This is a genomic window from Tsukamurella hominis (genome assembly GCF_965137015.1).
GTDB classification, from domain to species: Bacteria; Actinomycetota; Actinomycetes; order Mycobacteriales; family Mycobacteriaceae; genus Tsukamurella; species Tsukamurella hominis.
Map to the genome: position 1 here is coordinate 50,101 of NZ_CBCRZG010000006.1, position 17,331 is coordinate 67,431.

The 17,331-nt window shown below is 69.2% G+C and carries 22 protein-coding genes and 1 tRNA gene; 8 read left to right on the top strand and 15 right to left on the bottom strand.

The features are described from left to right. Positions 1–29: 29 nt before the first annotated feature. From ACM9LD_RS10165 to ACM9LD_RS10175, 3 genes are all read right to left on the bottom strand, one after another. Positions 30–803: a lysophospholipid acyltransferase family protein gene (locus tag ACM9LD_RS10165; protein WP_415676550.1), complete on the bottom strand. Its 774-nt coding sequence runs from the start codon at positions 801–803 to the stop codon at positions 30–32. Between the two features lie 62 nt (positions 804–865). Beyond that, a complete protein-coding gene (locus ACM9LD_RS10170; RefSeq protein ID WP_415676551.1) occupies positions 866–1,507 on the bottom strand; it encodes an NAD(P)-dependent oxidoreductase in 642 nt (213 codons plus the stop codon). Next, positions 1,504–1,935: a DoxX family protein gene (locus ACM9LD_RS10175; protein WP_415676552.1), complete on the bottom strand. Its 432-nt coding sequence runs from the start codon at positions 1,933–1,935 to the stop codon at positions 1,504–1,506. Before ACM9LD_RS10175 ends, ACM9LD_RS10170 begins: the two co-directional genes overlap by 4 nt. Before the next feature lie 100 nt (positions 1,936–2,035). Between ACM9LD_RS10175 and ACM9LD_RS10180 the strand changes: the two genes are divergently transcribed. After that, positions 2,036–2,368, top strand: a complete 333-nt coding sequence (locus ACM9LD_RS10180; protein ID WP_415676553.1) for a winged helix-turn-helix transcriptional regulator — start codon at positions 2,036–2,038, stop codon at positions 2,366–2,368. A 30-nt stretch (positions 2,369–2,398) separates the two neighbouring features. Next, the gene (locus ACM9LD_RS10185) at positions 2,399–3,175 is read left to right on the top strand and encodes a dioxygenase family protein (RefSeq protein WP_415676554.1); all 777 of its coding nucleotides are present in this window, start codon (positions 2,399–2,401) and stop codon (positions 3,173–3,175) included. An 8-nt stretch (positions 3,176–3,183) separates the two neighbouring features. On the opposite strand, the gene ACM9LD_RS10190 is transcribed toward ACM9LD_RS10185, so the two are convergent. Continuing rightward, complete coding sequence (locus ACM9LD_RS10190; protein ID WP_415676555.1) at positions 3,184–3,372, bottom strand: hypothetical protein; 189 nt, start codon at positions 3,370–3,372, stop codon at positions 3,184–3,186. A 13-nt stretch (positions 3,373–3,385) separates the two neighbouring features. Further along, positions 3,386–3,724: a DUF1801 domain-containing protein gene (locus tag ACM9LD_RS10195; protein ID WP_336670001.1), complete on the bottom strand. Its 339-nt coding sequence runs from the start codon at positions 3,722–3,724 to the stop codon at positions 3,386–3,388. A gap of 358 nt (positions 3,725–4,082) precedes the next feature. Between ACM9LD_RS10195 and ACM9LD_RS10200 the strand changes: the two genes are divergently transcribed. Then, the gene (locus ACM9LD_RS10200; RefSeq protein WP_415676556.1) at positions 4,083–5,435 is read left to right on the top strand and encodes a hypothetical protein; all 1,353 of its coding nucleotides are present in this window, start codon (positions 4,083–4,085) and stop codon (positions 5,433–5,435) included. A 545-nt stretch (positions 5,436–5,980) separates the two neighbouring features. Here the strand turns inward: ACM9LD_RS10200 and ACM9LD_RS10205 are convergent. From ACM9LD_RS10205 to ACM9LD_RS10225, 5 genes are all read right to left on the bottom strand, one after another. Further along, a tRNA-Ala gene (locus ACM9LD_RS10205) sits at positions 5,981–6,053 on the bottom strand. Positions 6,054–6,095: 42 nt separating this feature from the next. Further along, positions 6,096–7,328, bottom strand: a complete 1,233-nt coding sequence (gene sepX, locus ACM9LD_RS10210; RefSeq protein ID WP_415676557.1) for a divisome protein SepX/GlpR — start codon at positions 7,326–7,328, stop codon at positions 6,096–6,098. 142 nt (positions 7,329–7,470) lie between these two features. Further along, positions 7,471–8,100, bottom strand: coding sequence for a GNAT family N-acetyltransferase (locus ACM9LD_RS10215; protein ID WP_415676558.1), 630 nt, complete (start codon positions 8,098–8,100; stop codon positions 7,471–7,473). A 5-nt stretch (positions 8,101–8,105) separates the two neighbouring features. Beyond that, positions 8,106–9,347, bottom strand: coding sequence for a molybdotransferase-like divisome protein Glp (gene glp / locus ACM9LD_RS10220; RefSeq protein ID WP_415676559.1), 1,242 nt, complete (start codon positions 9,345–9,347; stop codon positions 8,106–8,108). A gap of 20 nt (positions 9,348–9,367) precedes the next feature. Then, entirely contained in the window at positions 9,368–10,270 is a 903-nt protein-coding gene (locus tag ACM9LD_RS10225; protein ID WP_415676560.1) for a UTP--glucose-1-phosphate uridylyltransferase, read from the bottom strand. Positions 10,271–10,330: 60 nt separating this feature from the next. On the opposite strand from ACM9LD_RS10225, the gene ACM9LD_RS10230 reads away from it, so the two are divergent. Next, positions 10,331–10,870: a 5-formyltetrahydrofolate cyclo-ligase gene (locus tag ACM9LD_RS10230; RefSeq protein ID WP_415676561.1), complete on the top strand. Its 540-nt coding sequence runs from the start codon at positions 10,331–10,333 to the stop codon at positions 10,868–10,870. A 26-nt stretch (positions 10,871–10,896) separates the two neighbouring features. On the opposite strand, the gene ACM9LD_RS10235 is transcribed toward ACM9LD_RS10230, so the two are convergent. Both ACM9LD_RS10235 and ACM9LD_RS10240 read right to left on the bottom strand, forming a co-directional pair. Continuing rightward, complete coding sequence (locus ACM9LD_RS10235; protein ID WP_415676562.1) at positions 10,897–11,865, bottom strand: hypothetical protein; 969 nt, start codon at positions 11,863–11,865, stop codon at positions 10,897–10,899. A 158-nt stretch (positions 11,866–12,023) separates the two neighbouring features. After that, complete coding sequence (locus tag ACM9LD_RS10240) at positions 12,024–12,575, bottom strand: TetR/AcrR family transcriptional regulator (protein ID WP_415676563.1); 552 nt, start codon at positions 12,573–12,575, stop codon at positions 12,024–12,026. A 73-nt stretch (positions 12,576–12,648) separates the two neighbouring features. Here ACM9LD_RS10240 and ACM9LD_RS10245 point away from each other — a divergent pair, with 73 nt between their 5' ends. From ACM9LD_RS10245 to ACM9LD_RS10255, 3 genes are all read left to right on the top strand, one after another. Next, the gene (locus tag ACM9LD_RS10245; RefSeq protein WP_415676564.1) at positions 12,649–12,903 is read left to right on the top strand and encodes an FmdB family zinc ribbon protein; all 255 of its coding nucleotides are present in this window, start codon (positions 12,649–12,651) and stop codon (positions 12,901–12,903) included. Continuing rightward, positions 12,900–13,703, top strand: coding sequence for an acyl-CoA thioesterase (locus tag ACM9LD_RS10250; protein ID WP_415676565.1), 804 nt, complete (start codon positions 12,900–12,902; stop codon positions 13,701–13,703). The genes ACM9LD_RS10245 and ACM9LD_RS10250 overlap by 4 nt, the downstream gene beginning before the upstream one ends. A gap of 89 nt (positions 13,704–13,792) precedes the next feature. Continuing rightward, complete coding sequence (locus ACM9LD_RS10255; RefSeq protein WP_415676566.1) at positions 13,793–14,425, top strand: SAF domain-containing protein; 633 nt, start codon at positions 13,793–13,795, stop codon at positions 14,423–14,425. Positions 14,426–14,427: 2 nt separating this feature from the next. Here the strand turns inward: ACM9LD_RS10255 and ACM9LD_RS10260 are convergent, their stop codons facing one another. Further along, on the bottom strand, positions 14,428–15,414 hold the full coding sequence (locus tag ACM9LD_RS10260) for a PrsW family intramembrane metalloprotease (RefSeq protein WP_415676567.1): 987 nt from the start codon (positions 15,412–15,414) through the stop codon (positions 14,428–14,430). A gap of 11 nt (positions 15,415–15,425) precedes the next feature. Then, complete coding sequence (locus ACM9LD_RS10265) at positions 15,426–15,950, bottom strand: hypothetical protein (RefSeq protein WP_415676568.1); 525 nt, start codon at positions 15,948–15,950, stop codon at positions 15,426–15,428. 69 nt (positions 15,951–16,019) lie between these two features. Between ACM9LD_RS10265 and mscL the strand changes: the two genes are divergently transcribed. After that, positions 16,020–16,475 (top strand): large-conductance mechanosensitive channel protein MscL, encoded by a 456-nt coding sequence (mscL, locus tag ACM9LD_RS10270; RefSeq protein WP_415676569.1) that lies wholly within the window; start codon positions 16,020–16,022, stop codon positions 16,473–16,475. 150 nt (positions 16,476–16,625) lie between these two features. Here mscL and ACM9LD_RS10275 read toward each other — a convergent pair whose 3' ends face one another. Beyond that, entirely contained in the window at positions 16,626–17,321 is a 696-nt protein-coding gene (locus ACM9LD_RS10275) for an MspA family porin (RefSeq protein ID WP_415676570.1), read from the bottom strand. Between the last annotated feature and the right edge of the window lie 10 nt (positions 17,322–17,331).

The window sequence follows — 17,331 nt, forward strand, 5'->3', positions numbered from 1 at the left end:
CGCAGGTGGTGCACACCATAGGTGGCAGCTCAGCCCTCGCTCGCCCGACGTTTCGCCTCGCGCTTGGCCCTCCGGAGCGCGAACTCCTCCTGCTCGAGCCGCAGGGCCTCGTCGGGCGGCGGGGCACCGCCGCCGAGCCGGGCCGGCACCCAGTCCTCCCCCGCCGGGGCGGGGAATCCGCGCTGCGCGTCCAGCAGCGTCTCCCCCATGGCGGCGCGCAGCCGGGCGGTCAGGGCGACGGGGTCGTCACCGTCGGGACGGAGGGCGGGACCGACCTCCACGACGACGGGGAAGCGATGCCGGCCGATGCGGCGCTGCGTGCCCTTGGACCAGATGCGTTGCGTGCCCCAGACGGCCATCGGCACGATCGGCACGTCGGCCTCGATGGACATGCGGGCGGCGCCGGACTTGAGCTCCTTGAGCTCGAAACTGCGGCTGATGGTGGCCTCGGGGTACAGGAGGATCACCTCGCCGCGCTCGAGGGCGGCCTCGGCCTCGTGGTAGCTCTCGGCGCCGTGCTCGCGGTCGACGCCGATGGCCCCGCAGTGCTTGATGATGAAGGCCATGATCTTCACCTTGCGGAGCTCGGCCTTGACCATGTAGCGCGGCCACCGGCCCGTGCGCTTGACCGCGAGGCCCGATTCGAGGAAGTCGACGTAGCTGGTGTGGTTGACCGCGACGATCACGCCGCCGGTAGCGGGGATGTTCTCCAGGCCGCGGTACTCCACCCGCAGCCCTTGCGCGCCCACAATGCTTTTCGCGAGCATCAGGACCACCTGATAGACGGGTTCGCGCCGCGCCATCACACCCCCTGCAGTTGCTTCCTGCAGCGAGGATACGACGGCGCGGCGCGGGCCGCGTCGGATCAGTAGGCGACCGAGAACCGCTCCCGCTCGTGGGCGGGGGTGAGGATCTCGTCGACGAACGCGATCGCGTAGTCGGCGCCGGAGATCTCGGAGTTCCCCTCGGCGTCGGTGAGCAGCAGGTCGCCGCTCGTGCGGAAGGTGCCGCGCTTCTCGCCGGGATTGAAGGAGCCGTAGCTCGCGGCGGGGCTCAGGTAGAACCAGTCCACGTCGTCGACGGTGCGCAGGTAGTCCAGCGCGCGGTCGTGCTCCTGGGCGATCGGCTTGACCGCGTCGGGGAACGACGGGGTGTCGACCAGCTTGGGGCCGCCCTCGGCGACCAGCAGGCTGCCGGCGCCGCCGACCACGCCGAGGCGGGCGCCGGAGGTGCGCGCGGCGGCGACCAGGCCCTCCAGGGCGGTCCGCAGCTCGGTGCCGGTATCCGACGGTGCCGCGGTCGGCAGGGCGGAGACGATGACGGCCGCGCCCTCGACCGCGCGGGCCACGAAGGCGGCGTCCGTCACGTCGCCGGCCTCGGCGGTCGCGCCGGCCGGGACCTTCGCGACGTCGCGGGCGACGCCGACGACCTCGATGCCGCGGTTCAGGGCTTCCGTGGTGATGTGGCCGCCCGAGTACCCGGACGCGCCGAAGACGGTGATCCTCACTTGGCGCCCTCCAGCTTCTTCTTGAGCAGCAGCGCGTCGACGCCCAGCGAGGTCTGCGGCACCGCGGCGACGGCGAGCAGGCCGGCGATCAGCACGAGCGGCAGCTCGATGCCGCCACCGGTGGCGAAGAAGCCGTTGTCGATGTGCACCGTGAAGATGGCGCCGAGCATGTCGACGATGAGCACGATCGCGACGATCGGCACCGCGAAGCCGACGATGAGGAGAGCGCCGCCCAGCAGCTCGGCGAGGCCCGCGAACCAGGCGGACAGGGTGGGCGCGGGGACGCCCATCTTCTCGAAAGCACCGGCGGTGCCACTGAGGCCGTTGGTCACGACCTTCTGCCAGCCGTGCGCGAAGAAGACGACGCCGAGGATGACCCGGGCGACCGTGAGGAGGGTGAACTGGGTGGTGACCAGTTTCTTGACCATGCGATCTCCTAAGATGGTTGAAGCTTCAAGCTTTTGCCGTTACCATAGAAGCACAGACGATTCGTAAGCGCAATACTTCCGTACGTGTAAGGTTTCCGCCATGGCTGATTTCGACGTCTTCGCGAAGGACTGCCCTTCACGCGAGGTGTTCGCACACGTCACCGGACGGTGGGGTGCGCTCGTCCTGGGACGCCTCCGGACGGAGCCGCAGCGGTTCGGCGAGATCCGCCGCCAGGTCGAGGGCATCAGCGACCGCATGCTCACGCAGACCCTGCGGGCCCTCGTCGACGACGGACTCGTCAGCCGGTACTCGGCCGACACCAATCCCCCGCGCACCGAGTACCGCCTCACGCCCGCCGGTGCGAACGTGGCGGCGGCGGTGCTGCGGCTCGCCGAGGCCGTGCAGACGGCGATGCCCGCGGCACGGTCGTAGCGCGCTCACTCGATCCCCGGGAGGGAACCCATGACCACCATGCCCGCGCTGTTCCTCAGCCACGGCGCGCCGCCGCTCGTCGACGACGAGCGCTGGGTCGCGCAGCTGCGCCGGCTCGCCGCCGACCTGCCGCGGCCCGAGCAGATCCTCGTGGTCTCCGCGCACTGGGAGGCGGCGCCGCTCACCGTGGGTGCGACGGATTCCCGCGTCCCGCTCACCTACGACTTCGGCGGCTTCCCCGAGCGGTACTACCGCACCGTCTACCCCTCCCCCGGTGCGCCGGAGCTGGCGGACCGGATCGCGTCCATGGCGCCCGACGACCAGCCCGTGCACCGCGACGAGGAGCGCCGGCTGGACCACGGCGCATACGTGCCGCTGACCGTGATGTACCCGGAGGCCGACATCCCGACGCTGCAGGTCTCGCTCCCCACGCTGGAGCCGGAGGCGCTGTTCGGGCTGGGCCGGCGGCTCGCGGAGCTGCGCGAGGAGGGCGTGATGATCATCGGCTCCGGGTTCACCACCCACGGCCTGCCCTTCCTCACCGACCCGAGCGCCGACGCCGTCGCGCCGGGATGGTCGGTCGAGTTCGACGCGTGGGCGCACGAGCGGTTCGCCGCCGGGGATGTGGACGGGCTCATGCGGTTCCGCGAGGAGGCGCCGGGGATGCCCTACGCGCACCCGCGGATCGAGCACTTCTCCCCGCTGTTCGTCACGCTGGGCGCGGCGACGGATCCCGAGGCCGCGCCCGAGGAGCCGATCGACGGCTTCTGGATGGGGCTGGCCAAGCGCAGCATCGTCGCGGCCTGAGGCGCGCGTCAGGCCCCGTCGGCCTGCTCGGTGACGTAGGCGAGGAGGGCGGCATCGTCGGACTCGAGCCGGTCGACGATCTCCCCACCGTCGCAGCGCAGCAGCGCGACGACGGCGTGCCCGCCCGATCGGCTCAGCACCGTCCAGGTGCCGCCGGAGTCCTCCCAGCGGCGCAACTGCTCGAGCGGGGTCGTCACGACCGGGCGCAGATCAAGCGACTGCCTTCGCGACGAGGGCAGCGATCCGCGCCTCGGTCTCGGCGTCGAGCGCGGTGATGTTCCAGACGATGGGATGCATGGTGGCGCCCTCCTCGAAGGCGGGGTTCACCGTCTCGCCGAAACCGAAGGCCACGTACGTGTCTCCCGGCTTGATGTAGCAGACGTCCTCGCCGCCGCCCACGTAGAACGGCAGGCCCCAGCGCACGACGGGCTCGAGCCCGGGCGCGTTCTCGCGGATGATGGCGTGCACGCGCTCCCCGATCTCGGCGTACGGAGCGGGCATGGCGCGGAGCTTGGCGAGAACGGCGGCGTCGCCCTTCTTCGTGAACATGACGGTGGGCCTCCTGCGGTCGGGCGGGAACCTCACGCTACCGCGAGCGCGCCGCCCCAGCGGGCCCGAAAAACGGGATGGCGACCGCTCCAGCCTCGTCGGCCTCCAAACTCTAGCTACCCCGATCGAGAACGCCTGGCACCACGTGCGCGCCCAGACATGGCTGCATCGTCACCAAAGGGCGGGCGGCGATTGCATACTTCCATCTGCAGCCAGCCGAGTGCACGCCACGACCCACCCACCAAACCAATCACCTCCCCACCTGAGTGGGTTCGAAACCGCGCGAGGCGATGGAGCACGGCAGACCATCTCAAACCGTAACCCCAAGTTGTCAGTGCAACGTGCCAACATGCTCAACATGGAAGCAGTCATCAACCGCGCGATCGGCATCGGCATGATCCTTCTGTTGGGGACAGGGTTCATGTACTTAACCTTTCACCAAGCACGGATCGCACGGGACCCCAACGCTCCGCGTACTGAGCGAGCAGAAGCCCTTCGGAAGATGAGCATCGCCTCGACGTTCTCAGTTACCGTCGTAGTAGCTGCTTTCGCGACCGTGACCCCACCCCAGGTCGCAGTCTATCTCTTGTGGCTTGCTCCACTCTGGGCCGTCATTGCAGGCATCGCCTACTTGACCGCTAGACCATTGGTCGCGCTCGAAATCTGGCGACGCTCCAACTCTGTCCTCGCTCAGTTCCAACCGACCTCGCTCAAATCGCATCTGAGGACGGTTTGCGAGCAATTAAGATCGGAGTATGAACGCGGATCGGTTAGTCGAACGGAAGCACTGAAGAGCCCGTCAACCGACCTATGGTACAGCAATAAGACTGGCCGAATTCTATTAGGAGCCGTGGTCGGCAGCGCGTTGATATTCGCCATCGGACTGAACCTCATGCTTGAGAACGACAAGCCCCGAGAATACTTCAAGAACTGGTCGGCCCTGTACGGAATATCGCTTGTATTCTCGATTGGTGGGCCCCTTGGCGTCACATGGTTGACAACTGCAGCGATCACGGGGCAACCCAGATTGCGATACACCCTTCAACGGGTTCGCGGCTGCGTCGGCATGGGCACTTCGTTCGGGCTACTACTGGCCATCGCATCTTTCTTCTACATTCACATGTCGCCGACCGAACCTGGAGCGCGCATCAATATGCAGCCTGCCATTCCTTACTCGATCCAGACGTTTCTTGTGTGCGCGACGTTAGGCACGGTCGCTGGCCTGACGGTGGGAATGTTCGCGGTCACTGTTGAGTCTGCACTTCTCCTCGGTAACAGATATTTGGCGGTGGCATTTTCTGTCACAGCGAGCACTGTGTCTACATACGCAGTCAGCAAGGCATACCCTCCCAAGCAACTTCTCACCGACCTTATCGACGGAGTCACAGCCGGAATCACCCCCATCAGAATTGATGCAATAGCGGAGGAGACCGACTGGAAGACCATCCTAGCAAGCGCGAAACAATATGCCGTCCAGGACATGATGAGCTCCGCAGGGGCGACGTGGCTAGTCGGATCCTCGGTAGCCATTTACGGCTTCGCGATGCTCGGCCGATGGCGAATCTCACTGGCTCCCGATGCCACCGACAAGCAAGCCGCCTCCCCCTCTCCGTCGACAGCGATCGAGGTTCCTCCGAGAAGGTCATCACTTGCCGACAACGCAACGAACGAGGTCAAGCATTGCGAATCTCAGGAGGCACCAGAGGCTTGAGGGCTCACGGACGGACGGTGCAGCATGCGCTCATTCCGACGGAGACTGTTGTGGAACGCGCATCCGGGTCCACAAGCCAGACCCCCGCCAGGCGCAAAGCTGATGCTCTTGAGAACGAAGTAGCACGCTCACGATCACTGCGCGTGGAAATCGAGTCCCACACACGCTGACGAAGCTACGAGCGCGCAAAGGCCTTGCTACCCGACCTGCTCCAACCCCATGGCTGGATCGAGATGGAAACCAGCATCCCTCACGGAGCGGTCGCTTCCCTCCAGAGGGATCTACGCCGCATTCGCGGTGAAACGTCCAGGCGCCATCGTGCGCTCGGGCACGCCAAGGCGTCGATGACCCTCGACACCTACGCGGACCTGTTCGACGACGACCTGGATGGCGTGGCGGCGGCACTGCACGACCTGGTGACGACCAGCATGGCGGTCGCGGTCTGAGCCGCTTTATACCCTGCGTATACCGGAGGCCCCACAACGACAAATCAGGCCGGGCTCCGATCTCTCGGAAACCCGGCCTGACCTGGTTGTTCTCAAGGGTGGAGCTAAGGGGAATCGAACCCCTGACCTCCTCGATGCGAACGAGGCGCGCTACCAACTGCGCTATAGCCCCTTGCGGAACTCGAATACCATAGCAAGCCCCGCGGCGAAACTGTTAACCGACCTTGCGCTCGTACGGTTCCCGCACGTCAGCGGGGCGATCGAGGAAGTCGAACTCCTCGGCGCGGTAGCGCGGCAGGTGGTCGAAGGCGGGGTCCTCGTCGTCGATCTCCATGACGATGCAGCCGCCGCGGCGCAGGTGCGCCGGCACTCCGTCGCGCACCTCGGCCTCGCGGGCGCGCTCGCGGCGCGCGCGCTCCAGTCGCGCCATCCGCCGGCGGCGGATCTCGGTCTCGATCCGCACCGTCCGGCGCAGGTAAGCCAAGTACGCGACCAGCGCGAGCACGACGGCCCCGAGGCCGTACCAGGCGAAGGGCACGTTCATCAGGCCGGCGCCGAGCGCGATCACCGCGAGCACACCCAGCACCAGTGTCACGCGCTGGCGGAACCGGAACCGCGCCTCGGTGATCCGGGCGTCGTTCTCGGGGTCGTAGCCGCCGCGACGGCGGCGCGGCTCGGCGTCACGGGCCTCGTCGGCGTACTCGCCCTCGTACTCGGCGTCGTCCGCCTCGTCGTCGGTGTCCTCGGCCACCGGGCGTGCGACCGGGTCGATCTCCTCCGTCAGCTGCTCGTCCGCGGCCACGTCGTCGTACTCCGCGGCCTCGACGACCTCGTCGGCCTCGGCGTCGATGTCGGCTTCGGCGTCGATCTCGGCCTGGGCCTCTTCGACGACCGGCTCGGCGACGGGCGCGGTCACGCGGCGGACGATCGGCGCGGACTCGGGCGCGGCCGCCTCGTCGGTGGCCTCAGGAGCCTCGGGTGCGTCGACGTCCAGGCGGTCCAGGTCGACGACCTTCGTGCGCCTGGCCATCGCGGCCCGCTCGACGGTGTGGATCGGGGTGGTGTCGCCGTCCATCGGGCTGGATCCGTGCAGGTCGTCGACGTCGGAGTCGACGTAGGCGTGCGCCTCCGCGTCCTCATCGGCGGTGTCGTCGGCCGCGGAGTCGGAGGTCGTGCCGAGCACGATCCGGCCGTCGTCGACGATCTCGTCGTCCTCGAGCTCGGCGTCCGCGTCGGCCTCGCCGCGCGGCTCCTCGACGACGGTGGCCGCCGGGCGGATGCGGCGCCGCACGGCGCGGCCGGCGGAGCCGCCGCGGTGCAGCAGCCGGGTCTTCAGCGTCGCGTCGGACACCTGGTTCACCTTGGGGTGCCGCGCCGCGAGCATCGGAACGAGCACCACCAGCCACGCGACGATCAGCCCCACCCAGAGCAGTGTCTGCGGGATCATGTCGGCTCCCTCCGGCAATCAGCGAGCACGGATCACATCCGTGTAAGTCGCCTTGAAGGCTATTTCAACTGGGCGAATCAGCGCGCCCGACGCGCCGTAGCCAAACCCCAAAAATCTCAAACAGTCACTTCAGTCACACGGGTCAGAACCGGGCGCGGCCCGAGCGGACCACCCGCGCGACCATGGAATCCGCGACCTCCTCGGCCGTGATCGCGACGAGCAGATGGTCGCGCCAGGCACCGTCGACGTGCAGGTACCGGCGCAGCAGGCCCTCCTCGCGGAAGCCCGAGTTGCGCAGGACGGCACGCGATCCGGCGTTCTCCGGGCGCACCGTCGCGTCCACGCGGTGCAGGCGCAGCGGCCCGAAGCAGTGGTCGACGGCGAGTGCGACCGCCGCCGTCGCGACGCCGCGGCCGGTGACCCGCCGGTCCACCCAGTACCCGACCCACGCGCTCTGCAGCTGCCCGCGCGTGATGTTGCCGATGGTGATCTGGCCGGCGTAGGCACCGTCGACCTCGATGACGAGCGGGACGATCGTCCCGGACCGGGCCTGGGAGCGCAGGGAGGCGCACAGCGGCGTCCACTGCGAGGCGGCGTGCCGGCGTTGCCAGTTCACCTCGCCCGACGGCTCCCAGGGTTCCAGCTCGGCCCGGTTGAGCAGGCGCAGCCGCGACCACTGCCGGCCGTCGCGGGCGCGGATGGGCCGCAGCCGCACGACGCCCGCGCGGGTGGTGAGGGGCCCGAGCTCGACCTGCCAGTTCGCTCCGAACACCGACGTCAGCCGCGCTGGGCGAGGAACGCGACGATCACGTCGTCGCCCGCCCGGACCTCGGTGACCTCCGGATCCACGACGATGAGGCAGTTCGCCTCGGCCAGGCTCACCAGCAGGTGGGAGCCGTTGTCGGGGATGGGCGCGACCATGAACTCGCCGGTGTCCTCGTCGCGCATCAACTGGCCCCGCACGTACTCGCGGCGGCCGGCCGGCGACTGATGGGACGCGGCGCTCTTGGCCGTCACCAGGCGCCGCATCGGCTGCCGCTTGCCGAGCGCGATACGGATCAGTGGCCGCACCATGACCTCGAAGGCGACCAGCGCGCTCATCGGGTTCGAGGGCAGTAGGAAGGTGGGCACCTGATCGTCGCCGAGCGTGCCGAAGCCCTGCACCGACGCGGGGTGCATCGCGATGCGCTCCACCGCCAGATCGCCGAGGTCGGCCAGCGCGGCGGTGATGTCGTCGGAGGCGCTCCCGCCGAGCGCGGAGGTCACGAGCACGACCTCGGAGCGCTGCAGCTGCGCCTCGACGGCCTCGCGCACCCCGTCGGTGGTCACGATGCCCACGCGGTGCACCTCGGCGCCGCAGTCGCGGGCGGCGGCGGCCAGCGCGTAGGAGGCCACGTCGTACACCTGGCCGGCGCCCGTGTCGCGGTCGATGTCGACGAGCTCGCGACCCACGGAGATCACGGCGACGCGCGGACGCGGGTGCACGGAGACCTTGTCGCGCCCGACGGCGGCGAGCAGGCCCACCTGCGCCGGCCCCACGACGGTGCCGCGGCGCACGGCCACATCGCCCGGCTGCACGTCGTCGCCCGTCCGGCGGACGTACTGCCCGGACCGGACCGAGTGTCCGACACGGACTTTCGACAGGCCACCGTCGGTCCACTTGTCGGGCAGGACGGCGTCGGCGAGCGTGGGCAGCGGCGCGCCGGTCTCGACCTTGACGGCCTGGCCCGGCTGCAGCCGGATGGGCTGGCGGTTCCCCGCGCGGACCTCGCCGACGACCGGCAGCGAGACGACGATCTGCTCGCCGGTCTCCTCGTCGGTCTCGCCGGCGCTCGCCACGTCGACGGAGCGCACGGCGTACCCGTCGATCGCGGCCTGGTCGAAGGCGGGGAGGGCGTTCTCGACGACCACTTCCTCCGCGCACATGAGGCCCTGCGCCTCGGAGATCCCCACGCGCACCGGCCGCGGCGCCACCGCCGCCGCTGTGACCCGTGCCAGATGGTCCTCCACGGAGCGCATGCTCTCGGCCTCCTACAGCGTCAGTCTCGGTTCAGGCGATCCTGCAGCCAGTCGCGCAGGTCGGGACCGTAGTCGTCGCGGTCCAACGCCAAGTCAACCGCAGCCTTGAGGTAGCCCCCGGGATTTCCGAGGTCGTGTCGGGTTCCGCGGTGCACGACGACGTGCACGGGGTGGCCCTCGCTGATGAGCAGCGCGATGGCGTCGGTCAGCTGGATCTCGCCGCCGGCGCCCTTGTCGATGCGGCGCAGCGCGTCGAAGATCGCCCGGTCCAGCAGGTACCGGCCGGCCGCCGCGTAGTTCGACGGGGCGTCCTCGGCCTTGGGCTTCTCGACCATGCCGTTGACCTTGAGCACGTCGGGATTGGCGGCGTCGGGCACGATCTCGACGTCGAAGGCGCCGTAGCTGCTGATCTGCTCCGGGCTGACCTCGATCGCGCACAGCACGGAGCCGCCGCGCTTCTCGCGGACCTTCGCCATCGTCGTGAGCACGCCGATGGGCAGCACCAGGTCGTCGGGCAGGAGGACCGCGACGGCGTCCTCGTCGTCGTCGAGGACCGGCTCGACGCAGGACACCGCGTGCCCCAGGCCCAGCGGCTTCTCCTGGATGACGGCCTCGGCGTGGATCAGGTTCGGGGCGCGGCGCACCTTGTCGAGCATCGCGGTCTTGCCGCGCTTCTCCAGGGTGCCCTCGAGCACCAGGTCCTCGACGAAGTGGGCGACCACGCCGTCCTTGCCGGGGCTGGTGACGATGCAGAGCCGTTCCGCGCCGGCGGCCGCGGCCTCCTCGGCCACCAACTCGATGCCCGGCGTGTCGACCACCGGGAGCAGTTCCTTCGGCACCGTCTTCGTCGCGGGGAGGAAGCGGGTACCGAGTCCGGCGGCGGGAACGATCGCGGTCTTCGGAATGGACGGCGCTGTGCTCATTCCCCCACCTTAGGCTAGGTCACGTGATGGTAACGATCCGAGTGGCTGGGAGTTCGCCCCGTGAGTGCTGAGTCCAAGGCCGCGTGGCGCGCTCGATTCCGGCGCGGACGCACGGCGATGACCCCGGCCGCGCGGGCCGAAGCCGCTGCGGCGCTGACCTCCGTTCTGGCGGCATCGGACCTGGGTGCGACGGTCGCGGCGTACGTGCCCGTGGGCTCCGAGCCCTCGTTCACCCTGGACCGGCCGGTGCTGCTGCCGGTGACCCCGCCGGAGCCGGGGCCGCTCGACTGGGCGTGGTCGGGCTCACTCGTCCCCGGCCCCTTCGGACTGCTGGAACCCGCGGGGCCGCGGCTGGGCGCCGATGCTGTGGCCTCTGCGTCGACGGTGCTGCTGCCCGCGCTGGGCTGCTCCCGGGAGGGCGTGCGACTGGGTCGGGGTGCCGGCTACTACGACCGCTCGCTGCGCCCGGGACCGCGGCTGATCGCGGTGGTCTACGACGACGAGCTGGTCGACTGGTTGCCGTCGGAGCCCACGGATGTGCCGGTGCACGCGGCGCTGACCCCGTCGGGGTTGGTGGAGTTGAAAGATCACCGTCTCTGACTCGGAACGGCGTGCGAACTCGTCTCTCAGGCCGATTTCGGCGGTGATTTTTGAACCGGCTTCCGGGTCAGGTGAAGCCGCCGCCGGAACAACACCCGGAGCTGCTTCTCGACCGTGTCCCAATCGAACAGCACACTCTCGTAGCTGAGTCGCACGGTGACCCGGCCCCCGGTCAGTGAAACCAGGTCACGGGTGCGGTCCACCTGGTACTGCGCTCCGAGGTGGTGGCTCTTGCTGTCGCACTCGATGATCATCCGGTCGCCCACCACCAGGTCGACCCATCCCACCTCATCGAAATACACCTGGGTGCGCACTCTCATCCCGAGCGCACGGAGCCGGAAGCGCACCAACGACTCGGTGCCGGAACCGGCGTTCTCATCGAGCTCGTCCAGCAGTCGGGTGATCCGGCGCGGCGCAAGGTGGAACACCTCGACCAGGTCCTCGCGTTCCAGAAGCTTGTGATGCAGCACCGAATCCAGGATGGCGACCAGGTACTCGTCCGAGACACAGCGCGCGGCACAAGCCAGCGCCTCGCGCAAGCCGTCGACCGCGCGTCGTGGATCGCTCAGGGAGCCGTACGCAGCACACCCGCCTGCACGCGGCGTCACCCTGGTGGTCCTGTCGGCCCGCAGCTTCTGCTGTGACTGCTGTGCCCTCGTCACCGCGGCTGCGGGCATAGCGGACTGCACCGGCTTCGCGGCGGCGCGCCGCTTCCGGTGCTGATGCTCGGATCGCCGGACGTGGATACCGTCGCCGGGAGGAACCCATACTCCGTCGAACCGGCTCAACGCGGAGACACAGCTCAGGACTCCTCCAGCCTTCACCGCCCGCGCGACCAGGTGGTCCCGGCTCGCCACCGCGTACCAGCCGGGCCGGAGCGCCTCAACGGTCCCGACTCGCAGCCATCGAGCCAACTCTGCCGGTTCGACGCCGAGGTCGATCGCCCGTCGCCGCGTGAACACGCCTCCGTCGGCGATGAGTTCGGAGTAGTCCATGCGTCGAGCATCCCGCGGCCGACCGCTCGCTCAGCCCGCCCGAGCGCCGCCTGTGGAGAGAACACGTTTCGTACGCTCATCTGTGGATGAAACTTCGCCACCCGATTCGTCGCCTCAGGGACGAACGTCCCCTGATCTGGGGTTTCACGCGGAGATCTTCACACCAGAAGTCGGGAGATGTACTTCTCGCCGTAGGTGCGCAGGGCAGCGGTGTCGCTGACGTCCAGGCCGGTGGGCGAGTTGGACAGCAGGGAGCCGGTGATCCGCAGCATCAGGTCCACCACCGAGCACAGCTCGGCGTAATCCTGCTCGGCCCCGGAGTTGCGCAGGCGGATCACGATGCCCTGGATGAGCAGGTCCCACACACCGCGCGGGATGCGCAGGAAGTACTCGGGCTCCGCGGCCAGCACCTTCGACACGGCCATGTTCGCCTCGGCCTGCTCGATGCTCAGCACGAACACCTCGACCAGCGTCTGCTGCGGCGTGTACCCGACGATCGTCTTGTCGAGCTTGCGGCGCAGCGTGCGGATCTCGATGGCCACGACGCGCGCGATCAGCTGGTCGCGGTTGGGGAAGATCCGGTACAGCGTGCTGCGGGAGACGTGCGCCTGCTTGGCCACCTGATCCATGCTGACGCCGGGGATACCGTTCGCGGCGATCACCTCACGTGCCGCGTCCACGATCCGCCGCGCAGGTGAGGGAACCGTCATAGCGGTATCGTATCCGCTCACATCCTTGGCACTCGAATCGCACGAGTGCTAAATCGAGGGGTAGAATCGCGAGGTGCCTACCTATTCGTATCAGTGCAAGGAGTGCGGCGAGGCCTTCGACGCCGTCCAGTCGTTCTCCGACGATCCGCTGACCGTGTGCCCCAACTGCGGCGGCCCGCTGCGGAAGCTGTTCAACTCCGTCGGCGTCGTCTTCAAGGGCAGCGGTTTCTACCGCACCGATTCCCGCAGCTCCAAGGCCGATACCACGGCCAAGACGGAGAAGAAGTCGGACACCGCGGCGAAGGTCGACAAGGCGACCAGCTCGTGACCCACGTCTTCGACGAGGCGACGGCCGTCGAGCCGATCGCCGGCGGCTTCCGCGCGCAGACGCACCCGGCCTACAACAACATGGTCGGGCCGTTCGGCGGGATCACCGCGGCCACCGTCGTCGCCGCGCTCCAGGCGCACCCCGAGGCGCAGGGCCACCCCCTGAGCCTCACGCTCAACTTCGCCGCCCCGATCAAGGACGGCGCCTGGGACGTCGCGATCACCGTGCTCCGCACGAACCGCACCAACCAGCACTTCACGTTCGTCATCAGCCAGGACGACGGTGCCGTCGCCTCCGGTACCGCGGTGTTCGGCACCCGCCGCGACACCTGGAGCGCCACCGAGTCCACCTTCCCCGAGGTCGGGGCGCCCGAGGACCACGCCGTGCTGTCCATGCCGGAGTTCGTGGAGTGGGCGAAGAACTACGAGACCCGCTTCGTCGAGGGCAGCCTCGAGATGGACGGCCCGCAGGACGCGTCGACGACCACCATGTGGCTGCGCGACAAGCCCGCGCGTCCGCTGGACTACCCGGCGCTGGCCTCGATCTCCGACTCGTTCTTCCCGCGCATCTTCCTGCGCCGCGGCACGTACGTCCCGGCGGGCACCATCTCGCTGACGACCTACTTCCACGCGAGCCCCGCGGAACTCGAGCAGCAGTCCGACGACCACCTGCTCGCCACCGCCCGCGCGGCCCGCTTCGGGCACGGCCATTTCGATCAGTACGGCCAGGTCTGGGGCCGGAACGGCGTGCTGCTGGCGACCACGCATCAGATCGTCTACTACAAAGATCCGCAGGCCTGATCGCTGGCCGTTCTCCACAGGTTCGGGGTTATCCACAGGCGCCCCTTTTCCGACGGTGTCGGGGCGCGGCACCGTCGTAGCCTCCGGGCATGGACTCCTTGCAACCGACCGGCGCGGAACGGATCCGGGCCGCGCTGCGGCCGGGCTGGGCCCGTACGCTGACGGCCCGCCGGGCGGCCGCCGCGGCGCTGGCCGTGCTCGCCCTGATCGTGGCCGTCACCAGCAGGCCGAGCGGCCCGCAGGCGCAGGTGCTGGTGGCCGCGCGGGAGCTGGGGCCGGGCGGCCGGCTCACGGCCGAGGACCTGGCGGTGCGCACCGTGCCCGCGGAGCTCGCGCCGCAGGACGCGTTGACCGAACCCGACGATGCCGTCGGCCGCTCGGTGACGGGGCCCGTGGGCGCGGGCGAGATCCTCACCGGCCGCCGGGTGCTCACCGACCGCACCGCCGGGTACATCCGCCCAGGATCGCGTCTGGTCCCGGTCTCGCTGCAGGACGCGGCCACGATGGACCTGCTCCGCGCGGGCGATGTGGTCGACGTGGTGGCGCAGCGCAAGGACGACTCCCCCGCCGTGCTGGCCCGCTCGGCGACGGTGGCGGTGGCCGCGGCGCCGCAGGCCACGCGGCAGCAGGCGCGCACGGCGATGCTCGCGATGTCGGAGTCGGAGGCGCACGCGGTGGCGGCCGCGGCGCTCAGTTCCCCGTTGTCGGTGGTCTTCCGGTGACGTCAGCCGACGCGGTAGGTGAGCTCGCGGATCAGCCACAGCTGGCGCTGGTGCGCGACATCGGCGTACGCGGGTCCGTAGTAGTAGCGCAGGTACTGCTCGCCGGCGCGGCGCTGCGCCCTGGTGGGCAACGTGGCCAGTTCGGCGGGCGGGGCGAGCTCCGCCGCCTCGGGGGTCGTGATGGCGCCCTGGAGCCACCGTCGCTGCTCGAGGATCATCCACCACCAGGCGCCACCGAGCAGCGTCAGGGTGACGGCGCACTTGAGCAGGATCAGCGCGAGGGCGACCATCGGGTCATCGCCGCTGGGCGCGTTCCACCAGAAGTGCATGAGGTAGGAGAGCGCCACTGCCAGGGCGGCCAGCGCCGGGCGGCTGCGCAGCAGCGCCAGGCCGAGCGCGAAGAAGCCGGTGTACACCCAGTGCGACTGGAAGCCGAAGAGCGCGCGCAGCAGCGTCACGGTCAGCGCGCCGGCGACGTCGGACTGGGCGTCGCGCAGCGCGAAGGTGATGGCGTAGGTGAGGTTCTCCACCACCTGGAAGCCGAGGCCCGCGAAGGCGCCGACGGCGAAGATCTGCAGGGGTCGGTGCAGGCGGTCGCGGAACATCACCAGCAGGAGGGCGACGCCGGCGCCCTTGATCGTCTCCTCGTTGAGCGGGCCGACGAGGGCCGCGCCCCAGTGGGTGGCGCCGGGATCGTCGAGGACGTCGTTCACGGCGTCGGAGGCGAAGCCGTTGATCTGCAGCGACAACCCGCAGGCCCCGATCGCGCCCCAGGCGAAGGCCAGCGCCCACGCGCTGCGGATCTGGGCGTGGGACCGGTCGAGCGCCCAGATGATGACCGCGATCACAGCGGCCGCGAGCACGATGATCGGCAGCGCGGCGGCGATGCCGGCGCCGGACTCAGCGAGCCGCGGCACCATGTCGCGCACCAGCACATAGCCGCCGCACGCCAGGCCGGCCGCGAACACCCAGAAGGAGATCGTGGTCATCAGCGCGCGCATCAGGCCTCCCGCATCGACTGGACGAGCGCCGTCAGGTCGGGCACGGCACCGTCGGGCGGGCGCAACGTGAGCACCGTGACCAGCAGCGCGTCCCGCCCGACCACCGCGCACTCCCCCGCGCGGCCGCCGCCGGTGGCGGTGCAGCTGCGGCCCGTGAAGTCGGCGCCGCGGAGGTCGCCGGTGAAGCGGGCGTCGACGCCGCCCGCCTCGAATTCGCGCAGGCGGCGCGGGGCGGCGGTGTCGAAATCGGTCATGCCGGTGGTGAGGCGCACGGAGAGAGAGCTGCCGGTGGCGTGGGTGAAGCGCGCGACGTCGGCCCGGCCTGACGGCACCTTCTCCCAGCCCGACGGTGCGCGGAAATCGACTCCGGCGTACTGGTTTCCGACGCGGTAGGGCTGATCGGCGACGGGCGTGTGCGGCGTCGGCACGGCGCGCTCGATCCCGAACCACCCCGCGGCGAGGCCGCCGACGGCCAAGATCACACCGGCCGAAACGCCCGCGTCCACTGCGCGGATTCGATTCATACGGCTAGCATAAGTCCGAAATTGCATCACGCGTCACTGGCGTTACAACCTCACGAAGGACACTCGATCATGCTCAAGGGATTCAAGGACTTCCTCCTCAAGGGCAACGTGCTGGACCTCGCGGTCGCCGTTGTCGTCGGTGCCGCGTTCACCGCGATCGTCACCGCGTTCACCGAGAACATCGTGCAGCCGCTCATCGCGTCGATCGGCGGCGGCAAGGACGTACAGGGCCTCGCGTGGCAGATCGTCAGCGGCAACGACAAGACCGTCGTCGACTTCGGCGCCGTGATCACGGCGGCGATCAACTTCATCCTCGTCGCGGCCGTCGTGTACTTCGTGCTGATCCTGCCGTACGAGACGCTGAAGAAGCGCGCCAGCGGTCCGGCCACCGAGGACGAGGTGGACGTGCTCGTCGAGATCCGCGACCTGCTGGCCGCTCAGGCCGCCCAGCCGCAGGGCGGAGCGCACTCGGTCACCGAGCTTCCGCCCACGGGCCAGTTCCCCTCGCAGAAGCCGCAGATCTAGCGCCAGCAACGACGAAGCCGGCCTCCCCACTCGGGGAGGCCGGCTTTCGCTTTTCCGGTCCGACGGTGCCGTTACACAGTGACCTCGGGGCGGGCGTCAATGACCTTCTCGCGCGTGCAGTCAGGTTCGCGCAATGGTGGGCCCGATCGCCTACCCGAGAGTGAACGGCTGGCCCCAGAGCACGGCAGTGCCTTCGTGGTCACCGATCTGAGCAGCGACATACACGTATAGCCGGGCCTGCGCGTAGCCGCCGCAGCCATCCACACCGATGGTCTGATCGGCATACGACAGCGATCCACCGGACCCTTCGAAGTCGTAGCTGGTGGAAGGCTGGTTCCAGTCGGGCTTGATCTCGTCGCCCGGCTTCGGCCACGACTTCCGATCGAAGGTCAGGGACTGATTGCCGATCGTTCCGGCAGCGAGTTTCAGTGACGCACCGGTCGAACCTGACGTGCCGGCAATCGATGCGTCGTCACTACTCGAGGAAAGGACTGGGCCATTCGCCCCGCCCGAGATCGACAATCCAGCGTCTCCGATCGCGACCTGACAGCCGACGACATACCCCGCCTCGATCGACCCCCCACCGGCGTCCGCGCCGGACACCTTCGCCTCGATCGTGCCCGAGACCCACGCATTGCGGGTCGTGGGGAGGGCGACCATGCCCGGTGAGAGCTTCGCCGATTGCCTCGTCACCGTGATGGTGATCGAACCGGATCCCACCTTCTGAGTCACCGAGGCGTTCTTGAGCGGTATGAACGTATCCGCATGCGCGGTTCCCACGACCGCAGTCGAGCAGATGGTGGCGACCGCGCAGCCGGCGATCGCACGCTTGAGGGTGTTCGTCATCGAATCCATC

Coding starts and splice junctions, on each gene's coding strand:
- ACM9LD_RS10165 (WP_415676550.1), bottom strand. CDS start 803: ATGGCGCGGCGCGAACCCGTCTATCAGGTGGTCCTGATGCTCGCGAAA.
- ACM9LD_RS10175 (WP_415676552.1), bottom strand. CDS start 1,935: ATGGTCAAGAAACTGGTCACCACCCAGTTCACCCTCCTCACGGTCGCC.
- ACM9LD_RS10180 (WP_415676553.1), top strand. CDS start 2,036: ATGGCTGATTTCGACGTCTTCGCGAAGGACTGCCCTTCACGCGAGGTG.
- ACM9LD_RS10185 (WP_415676554.1), top strand. CDS start 2,399: ATGACCACCATGCCCGCGCTGTTCCTCAGCCACGGCGCGCCGCCGCTC.
- ACM9LD_RS10195 (WP_336670001.1), bottom strand. CDS start 3,724: ATGTTCACGAAGAAGGGCGACGCCGCCGTTCTCGCCAAGCTCCGCGCC.
- ACM9LD_RS10200 (WP_415676556.1), top strand. CDS start 4,083: ATGGAAGCAGTCATCAACCGCGCGATCGGCATCGGCATGATCCTTCTG.
- sepX (WP_415676557.1), bottom strand. CDS start 7,328: ATGATCCCGCAGACACTGCTCTGGGTGGGGCTGATCGTCGCGTGGCTG.
- glp (WP_415676559.1), bottom strand. CDS start 9,347: ATGCGCTCCGTGGAGGACCATCTGGCACGGGTCACAGCGGCGGCGGTG.
- ACM9LD_RS10225 (WP_415676560.1), bottom strand. CDS start 10,270: ATGAGCACAGCGCCGTCCATTCCGAAGACCGCGATCGTTCCCGCCGCC.
- ACM9LD_RS10235 (WP_415676562.1), bottom strand. CDS start 11,865: ATGGACTACTCCGAACTCATCGCCGACGGAGGCGTGTTCACGCGGCGA.
- ACM9LD_RS10240 (WP_415676563.1), bottom strand. CDS start 12,575: ATGACGGTTCCCTCACCTGCGCGGCGGATCGTGGACGCGGCACGTGAG.
- ACM9LD_RS10255 (WP_415676566.1), top strand. CDS start 13,793: ATGGACTCCTTGCAACCGACCGGCGCGGAACGGATCCGGGCCGCGCTG.
- ACM9LD_RS10260 (WP_415676567.1), bottom strand. CDS start 15,414: ATGACCACGATCTCCTTCTGGGTGTTCGCGGCCGGCCTGGCGTGCGGC.
- ACM9LD_RS10265 (WP_415676568.1), bottom strand. CDS start 15,950: ATGAATCGAATCCGCGCAGTGGACGCGGGCGTTTCGGCCGGTGTGATC.
- mscL (WP_415676569.1), top strand. CDS start 16,020: ATGCTCAAGGGATTCAAGGACTTCCTCCTCAAGGGCAACGTGCTGGAC.
- ACM9LD_RS10275 (WP_415676570.1), bottom strand. CDS start 17,321: ATGACGAACACCCTCAAGCGTGCGATCGCCGGCTGCGCGGTCGCCACC.